This window comes from Pedobacter sp. TM02, assembly GCF_059705275.1.
The window spans coordinates 2,338,279-2,355,033 of the sequence record NZ_AP046530.1 but is presented as its reverse complement, the minus strand read 5'-3'; the positions used below and the strand labels follow the sequence as shown (position 1 = coordinate 2,355,033).

Below are 16,755 nucleotides of genomic sequence, written 5' to 3'. Positions count from 1 at the left end.
CATGCAACTTTCTTCGATTTTAGAAAATATAGTTAACGATAACCAACTGCATTCCAAATGGTTGAATACTTTGTCGTACATGGAAAATGCAGGTGCTAAAAAGATATCGGCTTCTGAGCACAAAGAAGAAGTCACGCTGCTGATTTTGAAGCATGCGGCTGAAGAACACCGTCATGCCTACTACCTGAAAAAGCAATTGGCCAAGCTCGACGAGAATTTATGCAAAACCTATACCAATGCCGAATTGCTGGTGCCCGATCACACCCGTTTTTACCTCAATACGCTCGACGTACAAGTGTGCAGGTATTTGAAAAAACATTTCAGCTTGAGTGGTTTCGACCTGAAGTTTGCCGCCTATCTTTTTGTAACCTATGCTATTGAAGTTAGGGCAGATGAGCTTTACCCGATTTATCAGCAGATTTTGACAGCTAAGGCAAGCAAGGTGACCGTAAAATCGATTATTTTGGAAGAAGAAGGCCACTTGGAAGAAATGCTGAACCAATTACGCGAATTTTCGCCAGACTGGGAACAGCATGCCGAAGCCATTATCCAAATTGAGCAGCAAATGTTTAATGACTGGATGCAGAGCTTGGCAAAAGTGGTCAATTAATCAGCTAGTTAGCCACAGCCTAAGTAAAATTGATTTTACTGATTTTCAATCAGCTCTCTCAGTCCATGGTTGAGGTTTTTAAGGTCGAGCTTAAATTCCTTTTCGTACACTTCGTTCATATCGGTATAAGCCATTAGGCGCTTCAAACCCTTTATGCCGTCTTTTTTATAAATGACGTTGCACAACAGGCCCTGTATAGAACTTAAAGGATTGGTGTAGTTATCCATAAAGTAAAATTCTTGGGGTTTGTTCAAGTTAATTTCGGGGTGGTTTTTCAGGTATGCCTTAACCCGCCTGATGTGCCACGAAAGGCTTTGCCCCATAGAACCACCGTAAAATACAGCCAAGCCTTCGTTTAACGGTGATTTGGGATGTAGAGGGTTGAGGTAAATATGCACAATTTCGTGGAAGTAGTTTTCGCCATTGCCGGCGCCGTACACGATATTGTCTGTTTGGTTTGAAAGACCAGAGGGTTTCTCCCTGTTACCTAGGCCTAATGTAAAATCGAAACCCCTGATCTGTTGTATTTCATCGTAGGTAGGAGCAAAAACATACTCGATTTGTATGGGCTTGAGCTCCCAGTCCTTCTCTAGTCTTTCTATTTGCCTAATCAGGCTATCGGCTCTTTTTTGATTGAAAATATGCTTTTTGGGAAAAGTATAATGGATATTTCGGAGGTCTTTGTGTTGCCAGCCCTGTTTGTAGAAAGTAATGGGTTTTACAAAATGCAATTGCTGGTTCTTGTCTTTTTTGATGATGTGATTAGAGATATACATCACATTCAAAATCTTTAGGGTATCAATCCAGCCGCCAACAGATTTTAGGATGACTATGTCGTTTGCCAAGGGCTTGACATAAGTAATGGTTTTGATGGGTGCCATGGCGTAGATCGGATAATCGCCACCGATGCCATAAATAGAAAGATCTGGTATTTTGTACCTTTTGCAATCTTCTTCGCTCCAATATTTCTTAAAATCGGGCAGTTTTTTGCCTTTAAATTCGCTCATGTAGTCCGCATAGAATTTAAGGGCCGATTTAATCGTAAGGTCTGTAGTGTCTACTCCGGGATTGATATTGAGCTGCGCGTCTGCCTGTAAGCCGCAAACAATCGAAAAGAATAAAATAGCGAAGATTTTTCTCATGGGGCCAAATATATAAATAACTATACTTTAATCACTTTTGAAGGTGTAATGGCAAATATTTGGTCGTTAGTTTTGGGCCTGATCATGCTGAGGCCTGTAAAGGCGCTAAAGGCTGGCAGTACGGCATAATCTGCGCCGAAATAAAAGCAGGGAAAACGCAGGCTTTGCTTGGCTTTGCCCAATAGGGTTATTCCTGGGTGGATATGCCCGCTGATGGGATAAAGCGCTTCTTCCTTGCACTTTACAAAATCGTGGATGAAACAAAACTTAGTGGTACAATAGCTCGGGTCGTAGATTTTGATGCCCAGATGATGATAGCTTTGTTCGTCAAGCTGATCATGATTGCCCTTTACCAGTACAAATTCGATTGGGTTATATTGCTGTTTCCAATGTGCAAAATCGTCTACTTCGGTGTTGTGGTCGTGGTGAAACATATCGCCGTTAATGAGCAGTATTTTGGGCTGGAATTTTTCGAGCAAGCTGCTGAGCCTCTGCAGGTCGCTTTGCGCCAAGGTGGTAGGCACCTGTATGCCGGCTTTTCTAAAATGCGCCGATTTGCCCAAATGAAGGTCGCTGATAGCCAAGAGCTGTTCTTTTGGAAAAAAAACGGCCCGTTCTTTGGTTAATATCAATTCTTCTTCTTTGAGGGTAATGATCATGTTTTTACTTGAAAACTTCGCCTTTCATCCGCTCGATGCGCTGTTCTAATTCTTCCGAACTCATGTTTGCCCTCAGGCTGTCGACCTTGATGGGGAAAGACAAGGGGGTAAACCTCTGTGGATAAGTAATTACAATTAGACTTTGCTGTATACGATGTAGGGCGGCCGCCAAACGGGGTTCTTCCAATTGCTGGTAAAACACTTCGTCGTAAGCTTGGCGCAAAAGTAGGTTATGCCTGTCAAAATCGCTAAATACGTTGAAAAATAGGCCCGCCGACGATTGCAGGTGCCTGTTGGCGACGTATTTGCCCGGATAGCCCTGAAAAACCAGGCCTGCAATGCAGGCAATATCCCTGAACTTGCGACGAGCCATTTCTGTGGCGTTGATACTCAGGGCAATATCTTCGGTAAGGTTGTTGGGCGAGAAAACTTCGTAGGCAATCGCATCGTCCATCGGGATTTCGATGTCGCTCAACAGCTCGAAGCCGTAATCGTTCATGGCTATAGAAAAGGTAATTGGGACCAATTTGCCCAAGCGATAGGCTACCAGAGCGGCCAATATTTCGTGTACCAGCCGGCCTTCGAAAGGATAGGCAAAAAGGTGGAAGCCTTCTTTGTTGTTGATCATTTCGATGAGCAGTTCGTTGTTTTGGGGCACATGCGAACGTTCCTGCTGGACCAAGAATAAGGGGCGTACCACGTCAAGCTCTTCTTCCGGCTGGCTGGGTTCGAGTACCTCATTGTATTTTTTGCGCAAAACCATACCTAAATTCGAAGAAAGGGGCAACCGTCCGCCCATCCAACTGGGAGAAATGGCTTTATTTCTTTTGCTTTTGCGCACCATTACGGTCATGTCTTTTAGCTGGATAAACTCTAAAATCCGTCCAGCTAAAGTAAAGCTGTCTCCGGGTTTAAGTTTCGATATAAAATATTCTTCAACCATGCCAACATAGCCTCCGGTCAGAAATTTGACTTTGAGCATGGCTTCGCTCACAATGGTACCGATATGCAGGCGGTGCCTCATGGCAATCTGTCGGCTTTTTACTTTCCAAAGCCCGTCTTTTTCGTCTCTCACCACTTTTTTAAACTCCTGGTAGGCGCTCAAACTATCGCCGCCAGAAGTGATGAACTGCATTATCCAGGCCCATTCTTCGGGCAGCAGCAGCTTGAAGGCATTGGTTTGCTTGATTTCTTCGTAAATGGTTTGGTCGTCGAAACCATCGCCTATGGCCAAGGTAACCAGGTATTGGATCAGCGTATCGAACACCATAATTACGGGCTCCCTGCTTTCGATGTTGTGGTATTTGGCGGCTTCCTTAATGGCGGCGGCTTCTACCAGTTCGAGGGCATGGGTGGGCAAAAAATAGATTTTGGAAGTTTGGCCGGGCGAGTGGCCCGAACGGCCGGCCCTTTGCAGGAAACGGGCTACACCTTTGGGCGATCCTACCTGTACAACGGTATCGACAGGCTTAAAATCTACGCCCAAATCGAGTGACGAGGTGGCGATAACGGCTTTGAGCAGGCCGGTATGCAGCGATTCTTCGATCCAGTTTCGCAGCTCGAAATCTATCGATCCGTGGTGGATGGCAATACGCCCGGCTAAGTCTGGCTCGATGTTGAGCAGGTGCTGGTACCACATTTCCGCCTGTCCGCGTGTATTGGTAAAAATGAGCGTGGTTTTGCTCTTTGCTATAATGGGTAGGAGCTTGTAAGCCAGTTTGAGGCCTAAATGCCCAGCCCAGGGCAAGGTTTCGATATCGTCGGGCAAAATAGATTTAATGGCGATTTTCTTTTCCAGCCTGGCCCTGACGATTACTTTCTTGGCCCCGGCTTCAGGCGCGATTACTTCGAGTGCTTCTTCAATATTGCCAATGGTAGCCGATATACCCCAAACCCTCAGCTTCTCATTGTTGCTAGCTTTCTGCAGCCCCTTGATGCGCGATATGGCCAATTCTACCAATACGCCTCTTTTGCTGCCCAATAGTTCATGCCATTCGTCGGCTACAATGCATTTTAGGTTTTTGAACAGGGAAGTTGAGCCTTTTTGGGCCAACATGAGGTGCAGGCTTTCGGGGGTGATGAGCAGAACTTCGGGCAGGTTTTTCTTCTGTTGCAGTTTTTCGGCCTGCGTGGTATCGCCATTTCTGACGCCAACGGTCCAATCCAACTCCAATTCGAACAGTACTTCGCGCATGGCCCGGGCAATATCCTTGGCTAGTGAACGCAGGGGCGTAATCCAAATGAGCTGCAGGCCTTTGCTATACTTAGAATCTATGGGGTCGGCTTCGGCATTAAGCCCTGCTATTACTGCTGCCAAAAACAATGAAAAGGTTTTGCCAAAGCCGGTTGGTGCGTTTACCAAGCCGCTATAGCCCTGCAGGTAATAGTTCCAGGCCTCTTGCTGAAAATCGAAAGGCTTCTTTTTGCTCGCTTTGAGCCAGGCAACTATTTTCTGGTAACCTACTGTTTTTTGCATCGCAATACGAATATAAGACTTTAAGGCTTTAACGTTTCGGCAGCCACCAATAATTGCTTCAAATCTTCCAGGGTATTGATTTCGTCTGCTTTTTTGTCTTTTCGCCACCTGGCGATACGCGGAAAACGGAGAGCCAATCCGGCTTTGTGGCGTTTGCTTTCGGCTATACCTTCAAAAGCGATTTCGAACACAAGTTCGGGCTTTACGGTGCGTACGGGACCAAATTTCTCGATGGCATTTTTGTTCACAAAGCTGTTTACTTCCTTAATTTCCTTGTCGGTAAGGCCAGAATAAGCCTTGGCTATGGTAATGAGCTGATTGCCATCACGCACGGCAAAGGTATAGTCGGTGTAGAAATTGGCGCGTCTGCCACTTCCTTTTTGGGCGTAAATCATCACGGTATCTACGGTGTATGGGTTGATTTTCCATTTCCACCAATCGCCACGCTTACGGCCGGTGTGAAAAACAGAATCCAGTTTTTTGAGCATGATACCCTCGCTATTGATGGCTCTCGAATTTAACCTTTGCTCAGCCAGTTCTTCCCAAGTGGCAAACGCTACAAGCGGAGACAGCATGACGATTTGTTTGGTTTCGAGCTTTTCAACCAGGCTGGCAAGCAGGGTACGCCTTTGTGCCAGGGGATATTGCCTGATGTCTTCGCCTTGGTATTCTAAAATGTCGTAAGTGAAAAATCCGATGGGCGCGTGTTGCAATTGCGTTTTGCTGATGGTTTTCCGGTTTAGCCGTTGCTGCAGCGTACTGAATGATTGTACCTTGCCTTCTTTTACCGAGAGGATTTCGCCATCCAACACGATGCCGTCTTCCAATTCGTCTTTTAAAAAATGAAGTTCGGGAAACTGTTCGGTAACCAGTTCTTCGCCCCGCGACCATATAAACAGTTCGCCATTGCGCTTCACAATTTGTCCGCGGATGCCATCCCATTTCCATTCGGCCTGCCAGGCTGCCGGATCGCCCAGGTTTTCGGGTTCTGTATCTAAGGCATAAGCCAGGCAAAAAGGATAGGGCCAGGAGTTGTCGGTATTGACGTGGCTTCCCGAAGTCAGTACTTCATAAGTGATTTTGTGGGGTTGCCATTTGCCCATGATGCTGTGCATGATTTTGCTGCTCTCTTGTCTGGTTTGCTTGGCAATGGCATTAACGAGCATTTTATTGGAAACCCCGATGCGGAAATTTCCGGAAATAAGCTTGTTGAAGATGAAACGTTCTTGGGTATTGAGGCTGTTCCAGGCATTAGTAACGTATGTTTTTTTGGCTTCATCGTCTTTTTGAGCCAATTCGGCCAGTTCGGCCACCCATTGGTGCAAGGGTTTGGCTATGTTTTGGGCAGCTGGTGGCAAAACAAGGGCAATGGTTTCGCTTAGGTCGCCTACGTTGTGGTAGCTTTCGGTAAAAAGCCATTCGGGCAACTGGCTCAATTCAATGGCCCATTGCTTAATCAAGGCGGTATTTACCGGTCTTTTTGGCTTTTTTCCGGTAAACATAGCAATCACATAGGGCTTGTCCCTGTCATCAGCTTCGTTAAAATAGGCTACTAAGGCTTCTATTTTATCGTTGGTTTTGTTGCTGAGCTCGAGTTCTTGTATCAGTTGGGCAAAACGTTTCAATTCGTGTTTTCTATCAGGTTAATCAGGCTTTCGTCGTCGTCGCTGCCATACTTGGTGGTTACTTCTTCGGCACCGATTCCAATTTCGTTCAGGTATTTGGCAAAAACCGCCGACGAGCCATGGGTAACAAATACTTTTTCGGCACCCGTGGCCTTAATTGCGGTCAATAGGCCGGGCCAGTCGGCATGATCGCTCAGGGCAAAACCTGCATCCGCGCTTCGCCATCTTCTGCCTGCACGTACCATCATCCAGCCCGAGCAGATACCTGTAGCGGGTTGTTGCAGGCTTTTGATCCATTTGCCATCGGCCAAGGCTGGTGGAACGATTACGACTCCCTTTTGCATTTCTTCTTTTTTGGTTTCGGAGGTTATTCTGATGGTGTTGGGCAGGTCTACGCCGGCCGCTTTAAAGCCGTCGTTCAAATTGGCAATGGATTGATGCACATAAATTGGGTAGTTACCGGCCAGGTTTTTGATGAGCCGTTGTGCCTTGCCCAAGCTGTAGGCTATCAGGATACTTGTTTTGCCTTTGAGGTGGTTAATAGCTATCCAGTCTCTCATCTGTTCGAAAATCAGTTCCTGAGGCTGCCAGTGGTAAATGGGTAGGCCAAAAGTACTCTCGGTTACAAAAGTATGGCATTTTACAGGTTCGAAAGCAGTACTGATGCCATCGTATTCTATTTTGTAATCGCCCGAAACCACGCATATTTCGCCTTTGTAGGCCAATTTGACTTGTGCTGAACCTATGACGTGTCCAGCTGGATGCAGGCTTAGTTTAACCCCGTTAATGTCTATTTCTTCGTGGTAAGGCAATGTTTGTACATTATCGCTCAGGCCATAACGTTGTTGTAGTATAGGCTTGGTTAGTTCGTGGCAGAGGTAGTTTTTATTGCCCCATTTCACATGGTCGGCATGGCCGTGGGTTGTTACCGCATAATCAACCGGATGCCAAGGATCGATGTAGAAATTGCCTTGGGGGCAATAAATGCCTTTATTGGTAAATTTGATTATTGCCATAGCTATATTAACGTATATTGTCCATACAAAGTTTGGGGTCGGGCATGGGGCCGATTACATTTATTATCGGGTATTTAGCCGATAAATTAAAATATCGGGTATTTAGCCGATAATTGGAAATATCGGGTATTTAGCCGATATTAGTAAAATGATAGCAGTAATTACAGGAGATATAGTCAATTCGAGGGTATTGCCCGACGAATGGATCGGTACCTTGAAATCGGCTTTAGAGCATCTATTGGGCAAAAAAAAGCCAAAATGGGAAATTTTTAGAGGCGATAGCTTTCAGGTAGAACTGAGCCCCGAAGATGCCTTGCTTAATGCCATTTACATTAAGGCTTGTATCAAAACCCTGAAAAAGGCAGATGTGCGCATTGGCATTGGCTTGGGCAAGAAAAGTATTGATTCGGCTAAGGTTACAGAAGCCAATGGCGAGGCTTTTATCAGCTCGGGTATGGCTTTTGATAACCTCAAGCTCTATAAAACCAATATGGCCATTAAAACACCTTGGCCTGATTTTGACGATGATTTTAACTTTTCCATCCGCTTGGCGCTGATTGCGATGGATAACTGGGGGCAGATAGGTGCCGAAATGGTAAAATATGCCATCGAAAATCAGGAAACCAAGCAAGACCAGATTGCCAAGATATCGGGGAGGAGCCAATCGTCGGTTAGCGAAGCCTTAAAAAGGGCCCATTACACAGAAATTATGGAGCTCGAAAACAGATATAGAAACCGGATTGTTCAACTCATTAAAAGATAATGGAAATAGCCTTGCTTAAACTTTTGCTGGCACATGTACTGGGCGATTTTGTGCTGCAACCCGATGCCTGGGTGGCAGAAAAGGAACGCATCAAGCTCAAATCGCCGAAGCTTTACCTGCATGTTGCCATCCACATGGCCTTGATTTTTGTGGTTTTTATGTCTTTTGCCGTTTGGCCATTGGCTTTGCTTATCGGTTTGCTGCACGGAATAATAGATGCGATTAAGCTGCTTTTTCAGAAAGCCGGCACCAAAAGAATTTGGTTCTTTGCCGATCAGGCTTTGCATATCGCTGTCATTTTAGGCTGTTGGAATTATTTCTACCAGCCCCACGTGAGCCTTGCTTTCTTGCAAAGCAACCAATTTTGGCTGTTGTTGCTTGGCGCTTTGTTCTTAACTACGCCAGCTGCGGTATTGATTAGGGTAATCATTGCCAAATGGATACCCACGGGTGGCGGAACGGCTTCGCTGCAAAATGCGGGCAAGTTTATCGGCATTTTAGAAAGATTGCTGATTTATCTTTTCGTATGTACCAACCATTTTGAAGCGGTAGGCTTTTTGCTGGCCGCCAAATCTATTTTCAGGTTTGGCGATTTAAAGGATGCCCACGATATCAAACTTACCGAATATGTGCTGATTGGCACGTTGCTAAGTTTCGGTACGGCACTGCTTGTAGCCATGGCCGTGCTTCATATCGAAATTTAACTTTACAAAAAAAGGCCTCTACGTTTAGCAGAGGCCTTTTTTAGGGTAGTTGTTTATCTTCCTCCCGGAGGACAGTTTTCTTTTAAGAATTTGGTATAGGTTAAAGAAAGGTGTTCGCTGGTGCCCGGACCTTCAGAAATGCTGTGGGTACGGTTAGGGTAGCTCATCATTTGAAATACTTTCTTGTTTTTGATCAGTTCGTTGATCAGCATTTCGGCGTTTTGGTAGTGTACGTTATCATCGCCGGTGCCATGGATATACAATAAATTGCCTTGCAGATTTTTGGCATAGGTAATTGGCGATCCCTTTACATAAGCCTCGGTGCTCGGAAATGGCGTACCCATGTAACGCTCTTGGTAAATGTTATCGTAGGTAAGCTGGTTGCCCACGGCCGCAATGGCGATTCCTGTTTTGTAGATCTCAGGATATTGGAACATGAGGTTAAGGGTAGAAGAACCGCCGCCACTCCAGCCCCAAACCGCCACACGGTCTTTATCCATAAAAGCATTGGTAGCCAAGAGTTTTTTAGCGGCCATTGCCTGATCGCGGATATTGATAACGCCAATGTTTTTGTAAATGCTTTTGCGCCAGTTAGCTCCTTTGGGCACGGGTGCGCCACGGTTGTCCATCGAAATGTAGATGTAGCCGTCTTTGGCCATATCGCCGGCATACAAGAAGTTTCTGCCTGCGCCAAACGTATCGCCAGCGGTTTGCGAAGCAGGCTCGCCATAAACATAAAATACAACAGGGTATTTTTTGGTAGCATCGAAATTGTCAGGTTTTTTCATCCATCCGTCCATTTCCACACCATCTTCGGTAGTTACTTTAAAGAATTCTACCTTGTTTTTTGAAGGTTGTTGCTTAGCCAACTGGTTGGTAATGCTGCCCTCCATGGTTAAAGGGTTGTTGGTTTTAAAATTCATCCACTCGGTAACAGGGCTTACAGTAGCACTGTTGTAGCTGTGGCGGGCAAATAAGCCATTAGGCGAAATAGAATAGCTGTGCGTACCCGGTAAAACCGATGGTGTAACCATTTCTAGTTTGCCTTTGCCATCCAATTTGGTTTTATAAAGGTATTTTTGGGTCGCATTGGTAGGCGAGGCCATGAAATAAACGGTGTTCTCTTTTTCGTCTATCAGGCTTACGCTGATTACATCATAGTTGCCTTTGGTAATCAACGATTTTTTTTTGCCGTCCTTGCTGATGCGGTAAAGGTGTGTCCAGCCGTCTTTTTCGCTTTGCCAAACAAACTCCTTGTTGCCGTTAAGCCAAACCCAGCCATCGGTAGCATCGATCCAAGCTTTGTCGTTTTCTTTGTAAACCTGGCTTACTTTGCCTGTTCCGGCATCGGCAACAAACAAAATGCTTTCGTTTTGCTGACGGTTCAGTTGTTGCAAAATTACTTCGTTGCTGTTCGGAATCCATTCCATGCGTGGAATGTAATGCTGCACATTGTCGCCCGGGATGGCCAGCCAATTGGTTTTCGCCGTTGCAATGTCTACAATTCCGATTTTGCAGGCTGAAGGATCTTGGCCAACTTTTGGATATTCAACCGGAATGGTGAAAGAATAGATCGAATCGGTGTTGTTGATCATCAAAAAGTTTTTGATTTTGGTGGCATCTATTTGCCAGTAGGCGATAGATTTTCCATCAGGGCTCCACCTAAAACCATCCAAACAGGCAAACTCTTCTTCGTAAACCCAATCAAAGGTACCGTTAATCATTCTTGAAGTGCCGTCGGTAGTTAAGGCTTTCGAAGTGCCGGTTGCCAAATCTTCTACATACAGGTTGTGTCCGCTTACATAGGCTACTTTCGAGCCGTCGGGCGAGAATTTGGCAAACATGAGCGAAGAGGCGGGCTTGTCTTTGCCAATCTGGGTCAGTTTGTTGTTGGCTATATCGGCTACCCAATAATCGCCACGGCTATCCTGGCGCCAAACTTTTTTGGTATTGGTGTAAATCAGCGCCTTGGTGCCATCGTCGCTCAGCTGAAAGCTTCGTACCGGAATTGTCTTGCCGTTTGTGGTTAGCAATTCTCTGCTGATTACTGTTTTCCTGTCGCTTTTGGGCAAGGTAATCATTACGATTTCTCCACCAGCGTTCTGGTAATAGCCACTGCCGTCTTTGGTCCAGTTAATACCGCCACGGCCTTGTGCCTTTGCCTGGTAGTTGCCCAACAAAGCAACAACCGCTACGGCCATTAAATACTTGGTTATTTTCATATATAATTTATAGTTGTGTGCATTTTAGAGTTTGATAAATTGCTGATAAACAGTTTGTAGGTAGGATTGGCCTAATTTAAGATTTTTATCGGTCTGCGCTGTGTTCTTCGGATCGTCGTTATACAAAATGCTTTTGCCGATGTTGTCGAAAGTAACGCAGTGCCCCTCGTTAACAAAGCCCAGCCCGTTGTCCCAGCTGAAGAATGCAAAATGTGGCGAATAGGGGTTGAGCAGGTTTTTACTCCAGGTAAAATCCTTTGCATTGATGCCTAACTGTGCCAATAAGGTAGCTGCAATATCCTGCTGGCTTCCAGTTTGGTTAAAGGCTTTTCCCTTAAATTCGTCTTTAATCACATCGCCATAAAAAAGCAAGGGAATGTGATAGCGTTGTGGCTCAAAAACTTCGAACTTGTTTTTCGGATACAAGTGTCCATGATCGGCCACAAAAATAAAGAGGGTATTGGCGTACCAAGGCTGTTTTTTGGCATTGAGCAGGTAGGCGTTGATACAAGAATCGGTATAGTAGGCCGTGCTCTTAAATTTTTGGATGATGTCTTTATCCCCGAATTTTTGCCTAACCGGCAATTCAAAAGGCTCGTGGTTGGTTAACGAAAGAATGGTAGAAAAAAACGGCTGTTTTTCCTGGTTCATGGCTTGCAGCTGTTTGTTGAAAACCAGGGCGTCGTAAGCGCCCCATTTAGAGTTCATGTCTTTTTTGTCGAAGCTGTTCTTGTCGGTCAGTTTTTGGTAATTATGGCTCAGAATAAAAGCCTTGTAATTATCGAACTCTGATTCGCCACCATAAAAAAACGAAGTCTGATAGCCATTTTGAAATAGTTTTTGACTAATGGCTGGTATTTTTTGCATTTTTTCGGGCCATTTCACAATGCTTCCGGTTCCGAGGGTAGGAAAGCCCGTTAACGTGCCGATTAGTCCTTTGTCCGTACGGTTGCCCGCCGCGTAAATCTGGCTAAACAATACGCCGTCCTTGATCATGTTGTCGAAGTTGGGCGTAATTCCATCTTCGTTGCCCAAAGTCTTGGTAAGATCTGCAGTAAAGCTCTCGAGTATAAAGAGAACAATGTTTGGCTTGTTGTTTTTGAGGATAGCAACGGTAGTGTCTTTGGGTACCTTGTACAATTCGGCTACGGTTTGCTGAGCTTGGGCATCATCAAAATAGCGGTATGGATTTTTGTTGGTTTTGGTAGAGGCCAAAATGCTCGATACCAAATTCCATTCGGTATTGAGAGAGGCATGGTTCAAAATCTCGTTTTTAGAGAAATAGGCCATGCTTTGGCTGTTCGGAGCAACATCTACACCACCTCTGATGATGAGGAAGTTAACACCCAAAAGTAAAACAGCTACCACAACTTTAAGCCAGATTGGCGTTTGAACGAAAGTAATTTTCTCTCTGATGAGCACCCGATGCAGGTAAAGGCCAACCAGCAGCAAAGCAGTGAATACGATAGCACTCAGCAACAATGGCGATGAAGCGCTTGAAGCCAGGGCCTCATTCGGCGTATCGAAAACAAAAGCAAGTACCTTGGCATTGATTTTACTGCCCCATTCGCGGTAAACGTTAAAGTTGATGGTGGCTAACAGACTGAACAACGCTAGGAGCACGATATCGTATATCCTCAGCCATTTCAATTCCACTTGGCGTTTCTTGCCCAGATACCAAAAAATAAAGACTAGCAAAGGAATGATGGTGATGTAGGCGGCCATAGAAAAATCAAGCCGCAGGGCATGGTAAAAGGTGGCTAGCTTCTCATCGAGAGGGATGTCGCGCAGTTTTTTGTGGAAGATGAACAGAAAGATAAATCTTTCGAAGGCAAAAAACAGGAGCCACAAAATAAAAAAACGGACAAAAAAAATCAGGCTTTTAAACATTGGCCACTAATTTAGTAAAAAAGCCAATATAAAAGCCTGATTTGAACAAATGCGTTGCTTAGCGACTATTCGCCACCGCCATTTTGCATGGCCATAATTTCTTCCATGGTTTTTACTTCGTAACCGCTAGGAACATCTAAAGTAAGCGGACCAACTTTTTCTTCGGCTGCATTTTTCAGGGTTAAAGTGGTTTTAACACCATTTTGGAAACGAGTAAATTTCAACAAAGCGCCTTTTACATCTTTAAAGTCTTCGCCAGAGAAACCTGCAGGCAATTCAAGTTCTGTAGTAGCCCAAAGCTCATAATTTCCACCTTTATCGTCTTTGTAGGTGTATTTTTCGGCGTTATAGGCCCCAATCATTTTTTTCTCGCCAGTGGCTTTGAAATCGCTCAGTTTTGGAGAGTTTGCTTTTGCTTTTTCGTAATCTTCTTTGCCTTGTTTCACGGCGAACTGCATTTGCGCTACAGGAACGTCAATCAAAATCAACCCGTTGTTGGTGGTGCCATCGCGCAATACCGTAATGGTAGCCGGACCTTGTTCCAGTTCCATTTTAGAAATGGTACCGTTAAATTTAACTTTGGTTTCCTTAGGCAACTGAGCGGCCATCGGCTCTTGCTCTGGAGTGAGGCCATACTCTAAAGTATAGGTGATCGAGCCTTCGTTTATTTTTTTCTGGGCGTGGGCACCAACTGCGGTAGCGATTAAAATTGCGGCCAAAACGCCCGTTTTCATGAATTTGAACATAGTATTAGTTTTAGAATTTATTTTACCATTTAATTTTTTCTTTATTCAGGAAAGAAGCCACTCCTTTTTTGAAATCGTCGCTTTCTCTCACCCTGGCATTTAGCTGTACCGCTTTTTCCAAGCTTTGGTCTAGCCAAGGATTTGTCGTTCTATTGATCAGCTCCTTGGTCACTGCCAAGGAATTTGCCGATGTGTTGTTACACAAATCTAATGCAAAATCATTTACCTTTTGAGCAATCTCTTCCTTTTTTGTTACAAAAGTTATCAAATTAAAGGCAAGGGCCTGCTCGGCCGAAAAGAGCTCGCCGGTTAGTAATAGGCGTTTGGCAATGGTTTCGCTTGTTTTGCGCATCAGAAAGCAGGCTACAATGGCCGGAACAAAACCCAGCTTCACTTCCGTATAACCAAAATTAGCCTCAGGAACCGAAAAAATAACATCGCATACGGCAGCCAATCCACAACCTCCGGCTATGGCATGGCCTTCAACCTGTGCAATAACTATTTTGGGCAACTCGTAGATGGTGGTAAAAAGCTTTTTGAGGTGATTAGAATCAGCCAGATTTTCTTCATAGCTGTTCTGCTGTAGCTGTTGCAGGTAGGCCAAATCGGCACCGGCACTAAATACAGCCCCGTTTGCTTTGAGTACCACTACTTTTACATCCTCCTCTTCGGCGGCGCGCAGCAAACAGGCAGTCAGTTCGCTCACCAGCTCCGGATTTAGAGCATTTCGCTTCTCCGTTCGGTTTAAGGTAATGGTGGCAATCCTGTTGGCTGTTTGGTATAAAACAAGTGCTTCGTTCATATTTTTTTGGTCAGCTAAAAGTCGATCAAATATGAATTATTTTTCTTTAAAATATGGACGGATAGGCCAATTTTATTTGCTTCGGCCTCATAGCGCCTGATTTGGTCGTCTTTAAGGCTGGCATCGATAAGAAGTTCGGAAAAGACGAGCTCCTGCCTCAACTCTACCAATTTTCGATTGAAACCCCGATGAATCCATACCAGGTCGAACCGGGGCAATTGGCCGATTTTTTTGGAGTTAAATGAAGAATCGAGCAATAGCAGTTGATAAGAGCCAAAGCGTAGCTGATGTTCTTTTTTTGTCCAATATTTCATAGCGGTATCTTGGTCGAATTTCAGGAATGTAAGCTTGTTGAGCTGCAATTGTTCAAGAGCCGGCCCGACGTAGAATTTAAAGGACTTGTCGGTTGTGTTCAAATCGCTAACCACTAATGCGTTTTTACCTTTAATAAAGGCCATGGCATAGTTTTTTCGGAGGCTGAAGCCTATGATTTTTTGCTGTTGAGCTGTTTGGATGTGCCGGTAAACAAAGGTCGACTGCAAGACTATGCTCAAGGCCAAGGCTACAAATAGTCCTTGTTTTTGGTAACGTGCCAAGGCAAAGACTAGGCTTCCGAGCGCGAAACTGAGCAGCACCAATTGCCCTTGGCTGATCCAAATTCCATTAATGCCGGCAAAGGGCAGGTGGGCAATCCACTGGAGACCATGGTTGGTAAAATTGATGAGCCATTCGAACAAAGGAGCCAGAAAGTACAGCCTGAGCATCAAAATTATAATGCCCAAGTACATCAATACGGTAATGGGCAAGAGGATAAACAGGTTACTGATGATGAAATACAAGGGAAACTGATGGAAATAATAGATGCTGGACGGAAAAGTAGCCAGCTGTGCGGCTAAACTAATAGCCGTGGCCGACCATAGTTTGTCTAGCCATTTATTTTTAAAATAAAACCATCGGTAGATTTTGGGTTGCAGATAAATCAAGCCAAAAACGGCTAAAAAGGAAAGCTCAAAGCCTACATCCCAAAGTAGCAAAGGGTCGTAAACGAGTAAACAAAAAGCGGTAAAAGCTATGATGTTGTAAGCATTGGTGCTTCTATTGAGCGATTTGGCAATAATGTAAATGCTCAGCATCACGGCCGATCTGAGCACGGAAGGCGAAAGGCCTGTTAATAGCGCATAGTACCAGATAAGTAGGCAGATGAGCAATAGTTTAACGATTTTTAAAATTGGTTTGCGTTCTAAAAAGAACAAGGCCCAATTCAGAAAAATGTAGATAATTCCTACATGCATGCCTGAAACAGAGAGCGCATGTATAGTTCCGGTTTTGCTGTAGGCCGCTAGGGTTTCTGGACTCAGATCAGATCGATAACCCAAAATCAGGGTAGAAGCTACAGCAAAGGCTTCATCGTTATGGATAAGGTTTCGGTATACCGATACTTGTTTTTGCCTCAGGGTAATGGCGTATTTTAGTATGGGATTTCCACCTTGGCTATGGAGCTGAACCAACTGATTCTGATTCATAAAAACCTGATGATAGATGTTTTGATGGGCTAGCCAAGCCTTAAAGTTAAATTCGGCGGGGTTATAAGGCGGTTCTATTTCCTGATGTTGCGAAAATAGAAGTATCTCGTCTCCATAATTGAGCTTGATGGGCCGGTTTTTGTTCAGCCTCAGTCCAACCAGTAATTTGCCGTTTCGCAACTGCCAGCTGTTTTGCTGATAGCCCTGGCCAACGGTTAACTGAAAGCGCATGATGAAGCCGTTTGTTTGAGGCTCGTTGCTGATATGCCCCTTAAGGTAGGTGGGGCTATATTTGCCAAAATAATGCCTGTTTAAAGATTGTTTGTTGAGCAAAAAAACCGAAATGCCAAAAAAACAACAGAAAACATAAAATAACAAGCCCGTAATGCCCTTGTAATGGTATATTCTCCATTTTTTATAAAACAGATGGGTAAGCCATAGCCCAGTTAACAAGGCAATGGCCAATATGACCGGCAAATAACTAGGAAACCAATCGGGCAAATGGTAGCCTAGTACTAGTCCGGCCAGGAAAGGGAAAAGCACCCTCACAAAAACGATTTCGCCTTTAAAAGTCAAA

General features: G+C 44.7%; 13 protein-coding genes. 3 read left to right on the top strand and 10 right to left on the bottom strand.

Annotated elements, in window-relative coordinates; all coding sequences use genetic code 11:
- The first annotated feature begins 1 nt into the window (after position 1).
- Positions 2 to 610, top strand: coding sequence for a hypothetical protein (locus AC6H1S_RS09885; RefSeq protein ID WP_497563486.1), 609 nt, complete (start codon positions 2 to 4; stop codon positions 608 to 610).
- Positions 611 to 645: 35 nt separating this feature from the next.
- Here the strand turns inward: AC6H1S_RS09885 and AC6H1S_RS09880 are convergent, their stop codons facing one another.
- From AC6H1S_RS09880 to AC6H1S_RS09860, 5 genes are read right to left on the bottom strand one after another with little or no spacing between them, the layout of a single operon-like run.
- Positions 646 to 1,752 carry a hypothetical protein gene (locus AC6H1S_RS09880; protein WP_497563485.1) on the bottom strand — a complete coding sequence of 369 codons (1,107 nt, stop codon included), beginning with the start codon at positions 1,750 to 1,752 and terminating at the stop codon, positions 646 to 648.
- A gap of 20 nt (positions 1,753 to 1,772) precedes the next feature.
- On the bottom strand, positions 1,773 to 2,411 hold the full coding sequence (gene pdeM, locus AC6H1S_RS09875) for a ligase-associated DNA damage response endonuclease PdeM (protein WP_497563484.1): 639 nt from the start codon (positions 2,409 to 2,411) through the stop codon (positions 1,773 to 1,775).
- Positions 2,412 to 2,415: 4 nt separating this feature from the next.
- Entirely contained in the window at positions 2,416 to 4,887 is a 2,472-nt protein-coding gene (locus AC6H1S_RS09870; RefSeq protein WP_497563483.1) for a ligase-associated DNA damage response DEXH box helicase, read from the bottom strand.
- A 20-nt stretch (positions 4,888 to 4,907) separates the two neighbouring features.
- Positions 4,908 to 6,512 (bottom strand): ATP-dependent DNA ligase, encoded by a 1,605-nt coding sequence (locus AC6H1S_RS09865; RefSeq protein WP_497563482.1) that lies wholly within the window; start codon positions 6,510 to 6,512, stop codon positions 4,908 to 4,910.
- On the bottom strand, positions 6,509 to 7,528 hold the full coding sequence (locus AC6H1S_RS09860; protein ID WP_199140613.1) for a ligase-associated DNA damage response exonuclease: 1,020 nt from the start codon (positions 7,526 to 7,528) through the stop codon (positions 6,509 to 6,511). The genes AC6H1S_RS09865 and AC6H1S_RS09860 overlap by 4 nt, the downstream gene beginning before the upstream one ends.
- A 148-nt stretch (positions 7,529 to 7,676) precedes the next feature.
- On the opposite strand from AC6H1S_RS09860, the gene AC6H1S_RS09855 reads away from it, so the two are divergent.
- Positions 7,677 to 8,291, top strand: a complete 615-nt coding sequence (locus AC6H1S_RS09855) for a hypothetical protein (protein WP_199140614.1) — start codon at positions 7,677 to 7,679, stop codon at positions 8,289 to 8,291.
- Positions 8,291 to 8,995 carry a DUF3307 domain-containing protein gene (locus AC6H1S_RS09850; RefSeq protein ID WP_497563481.1) on the top strand — a complete coding sequence of 235 codons (705 nt, stop codon included), beginning with the start codon at positions 8,291 to 8,293 and terminating at the stop codon, positions 8,993 to 8,995. Before AC6H1S_RS09855 ends, AC6H1S_RS09850 begins: the two co-directional genes overlap by 1 nt.
- 53 nt (positions 8,996 to 9,048) lie before the next feature.
- Here AC6H1S_RS09850 and AC6H1S_RS09845 read toward each other — a convergent pair whose 3' ends face one another.
- From AC6H1S_RS09845 to AC6H1S_RS09825, 5 genes are all read right to left on the bottom strand, one after another.
- Entirely contained in the window at positions 9,049 to 11,217 is a 2,169-nt protein-coding gene (locus tag AC6H1S_RS09845) for a S9 family peptidase (protein ID WP_497563480.1), read from the bottom strand.
- Positions 11,218 to 11,241: 24 nt separating this feature from the next.
- Entirely contained in the window at positions 11,242 to 13,107 is a 1,866-nt protein-coding gene (locus AC6H1S_RS09840) for an LTA synthase family protein (protein WP_497563479.1), read from the bottom strand.
- A 65-nt stretch (positions 13,108 to 13,172) separates the two neighbouring features.
- The gene (locus AC6H1S_RS09835) at positions 13,173 to 13,853 is read right to left on the bottom strand and encodes a hypothetical protein (protein WP_199140618.1); all 681 of its coding nucleotides are present in this window, start codon (positions 13,851 to 13,853) and stop codon (positions 13,173 to 13,175) included.
- 22 nt (positions 13,854 to 13,875) lie between these two features.
- Positions 13,876 to 14,655 (bottom strand): enoyl-CoA hydratase/isomerase family protein, encoded by a 780-nt coding sequence (locus AC6H1S_RS09830; protein WP_497563478.1) that lies wholly within the window; start codon positions 14,653 to 14,655, stop codon positions 13,876 to 13,878.
- A gap of 14 nt (positions 14,656 to 14,669) precedes the next feature.
- Positions 14,670 to 16,754, bottom strand: a complete 2,085-nt coding sequence (locus tag AC6H1S_RS09825; protein WP_497563477.1) for a ComEC/Rec2 family competence protein — start codon at positions 16,752 to 16,754, stop codon at positions 14,670 to 14,672.
- Position 16,755 lies beyond the last annotated feature (1 nt).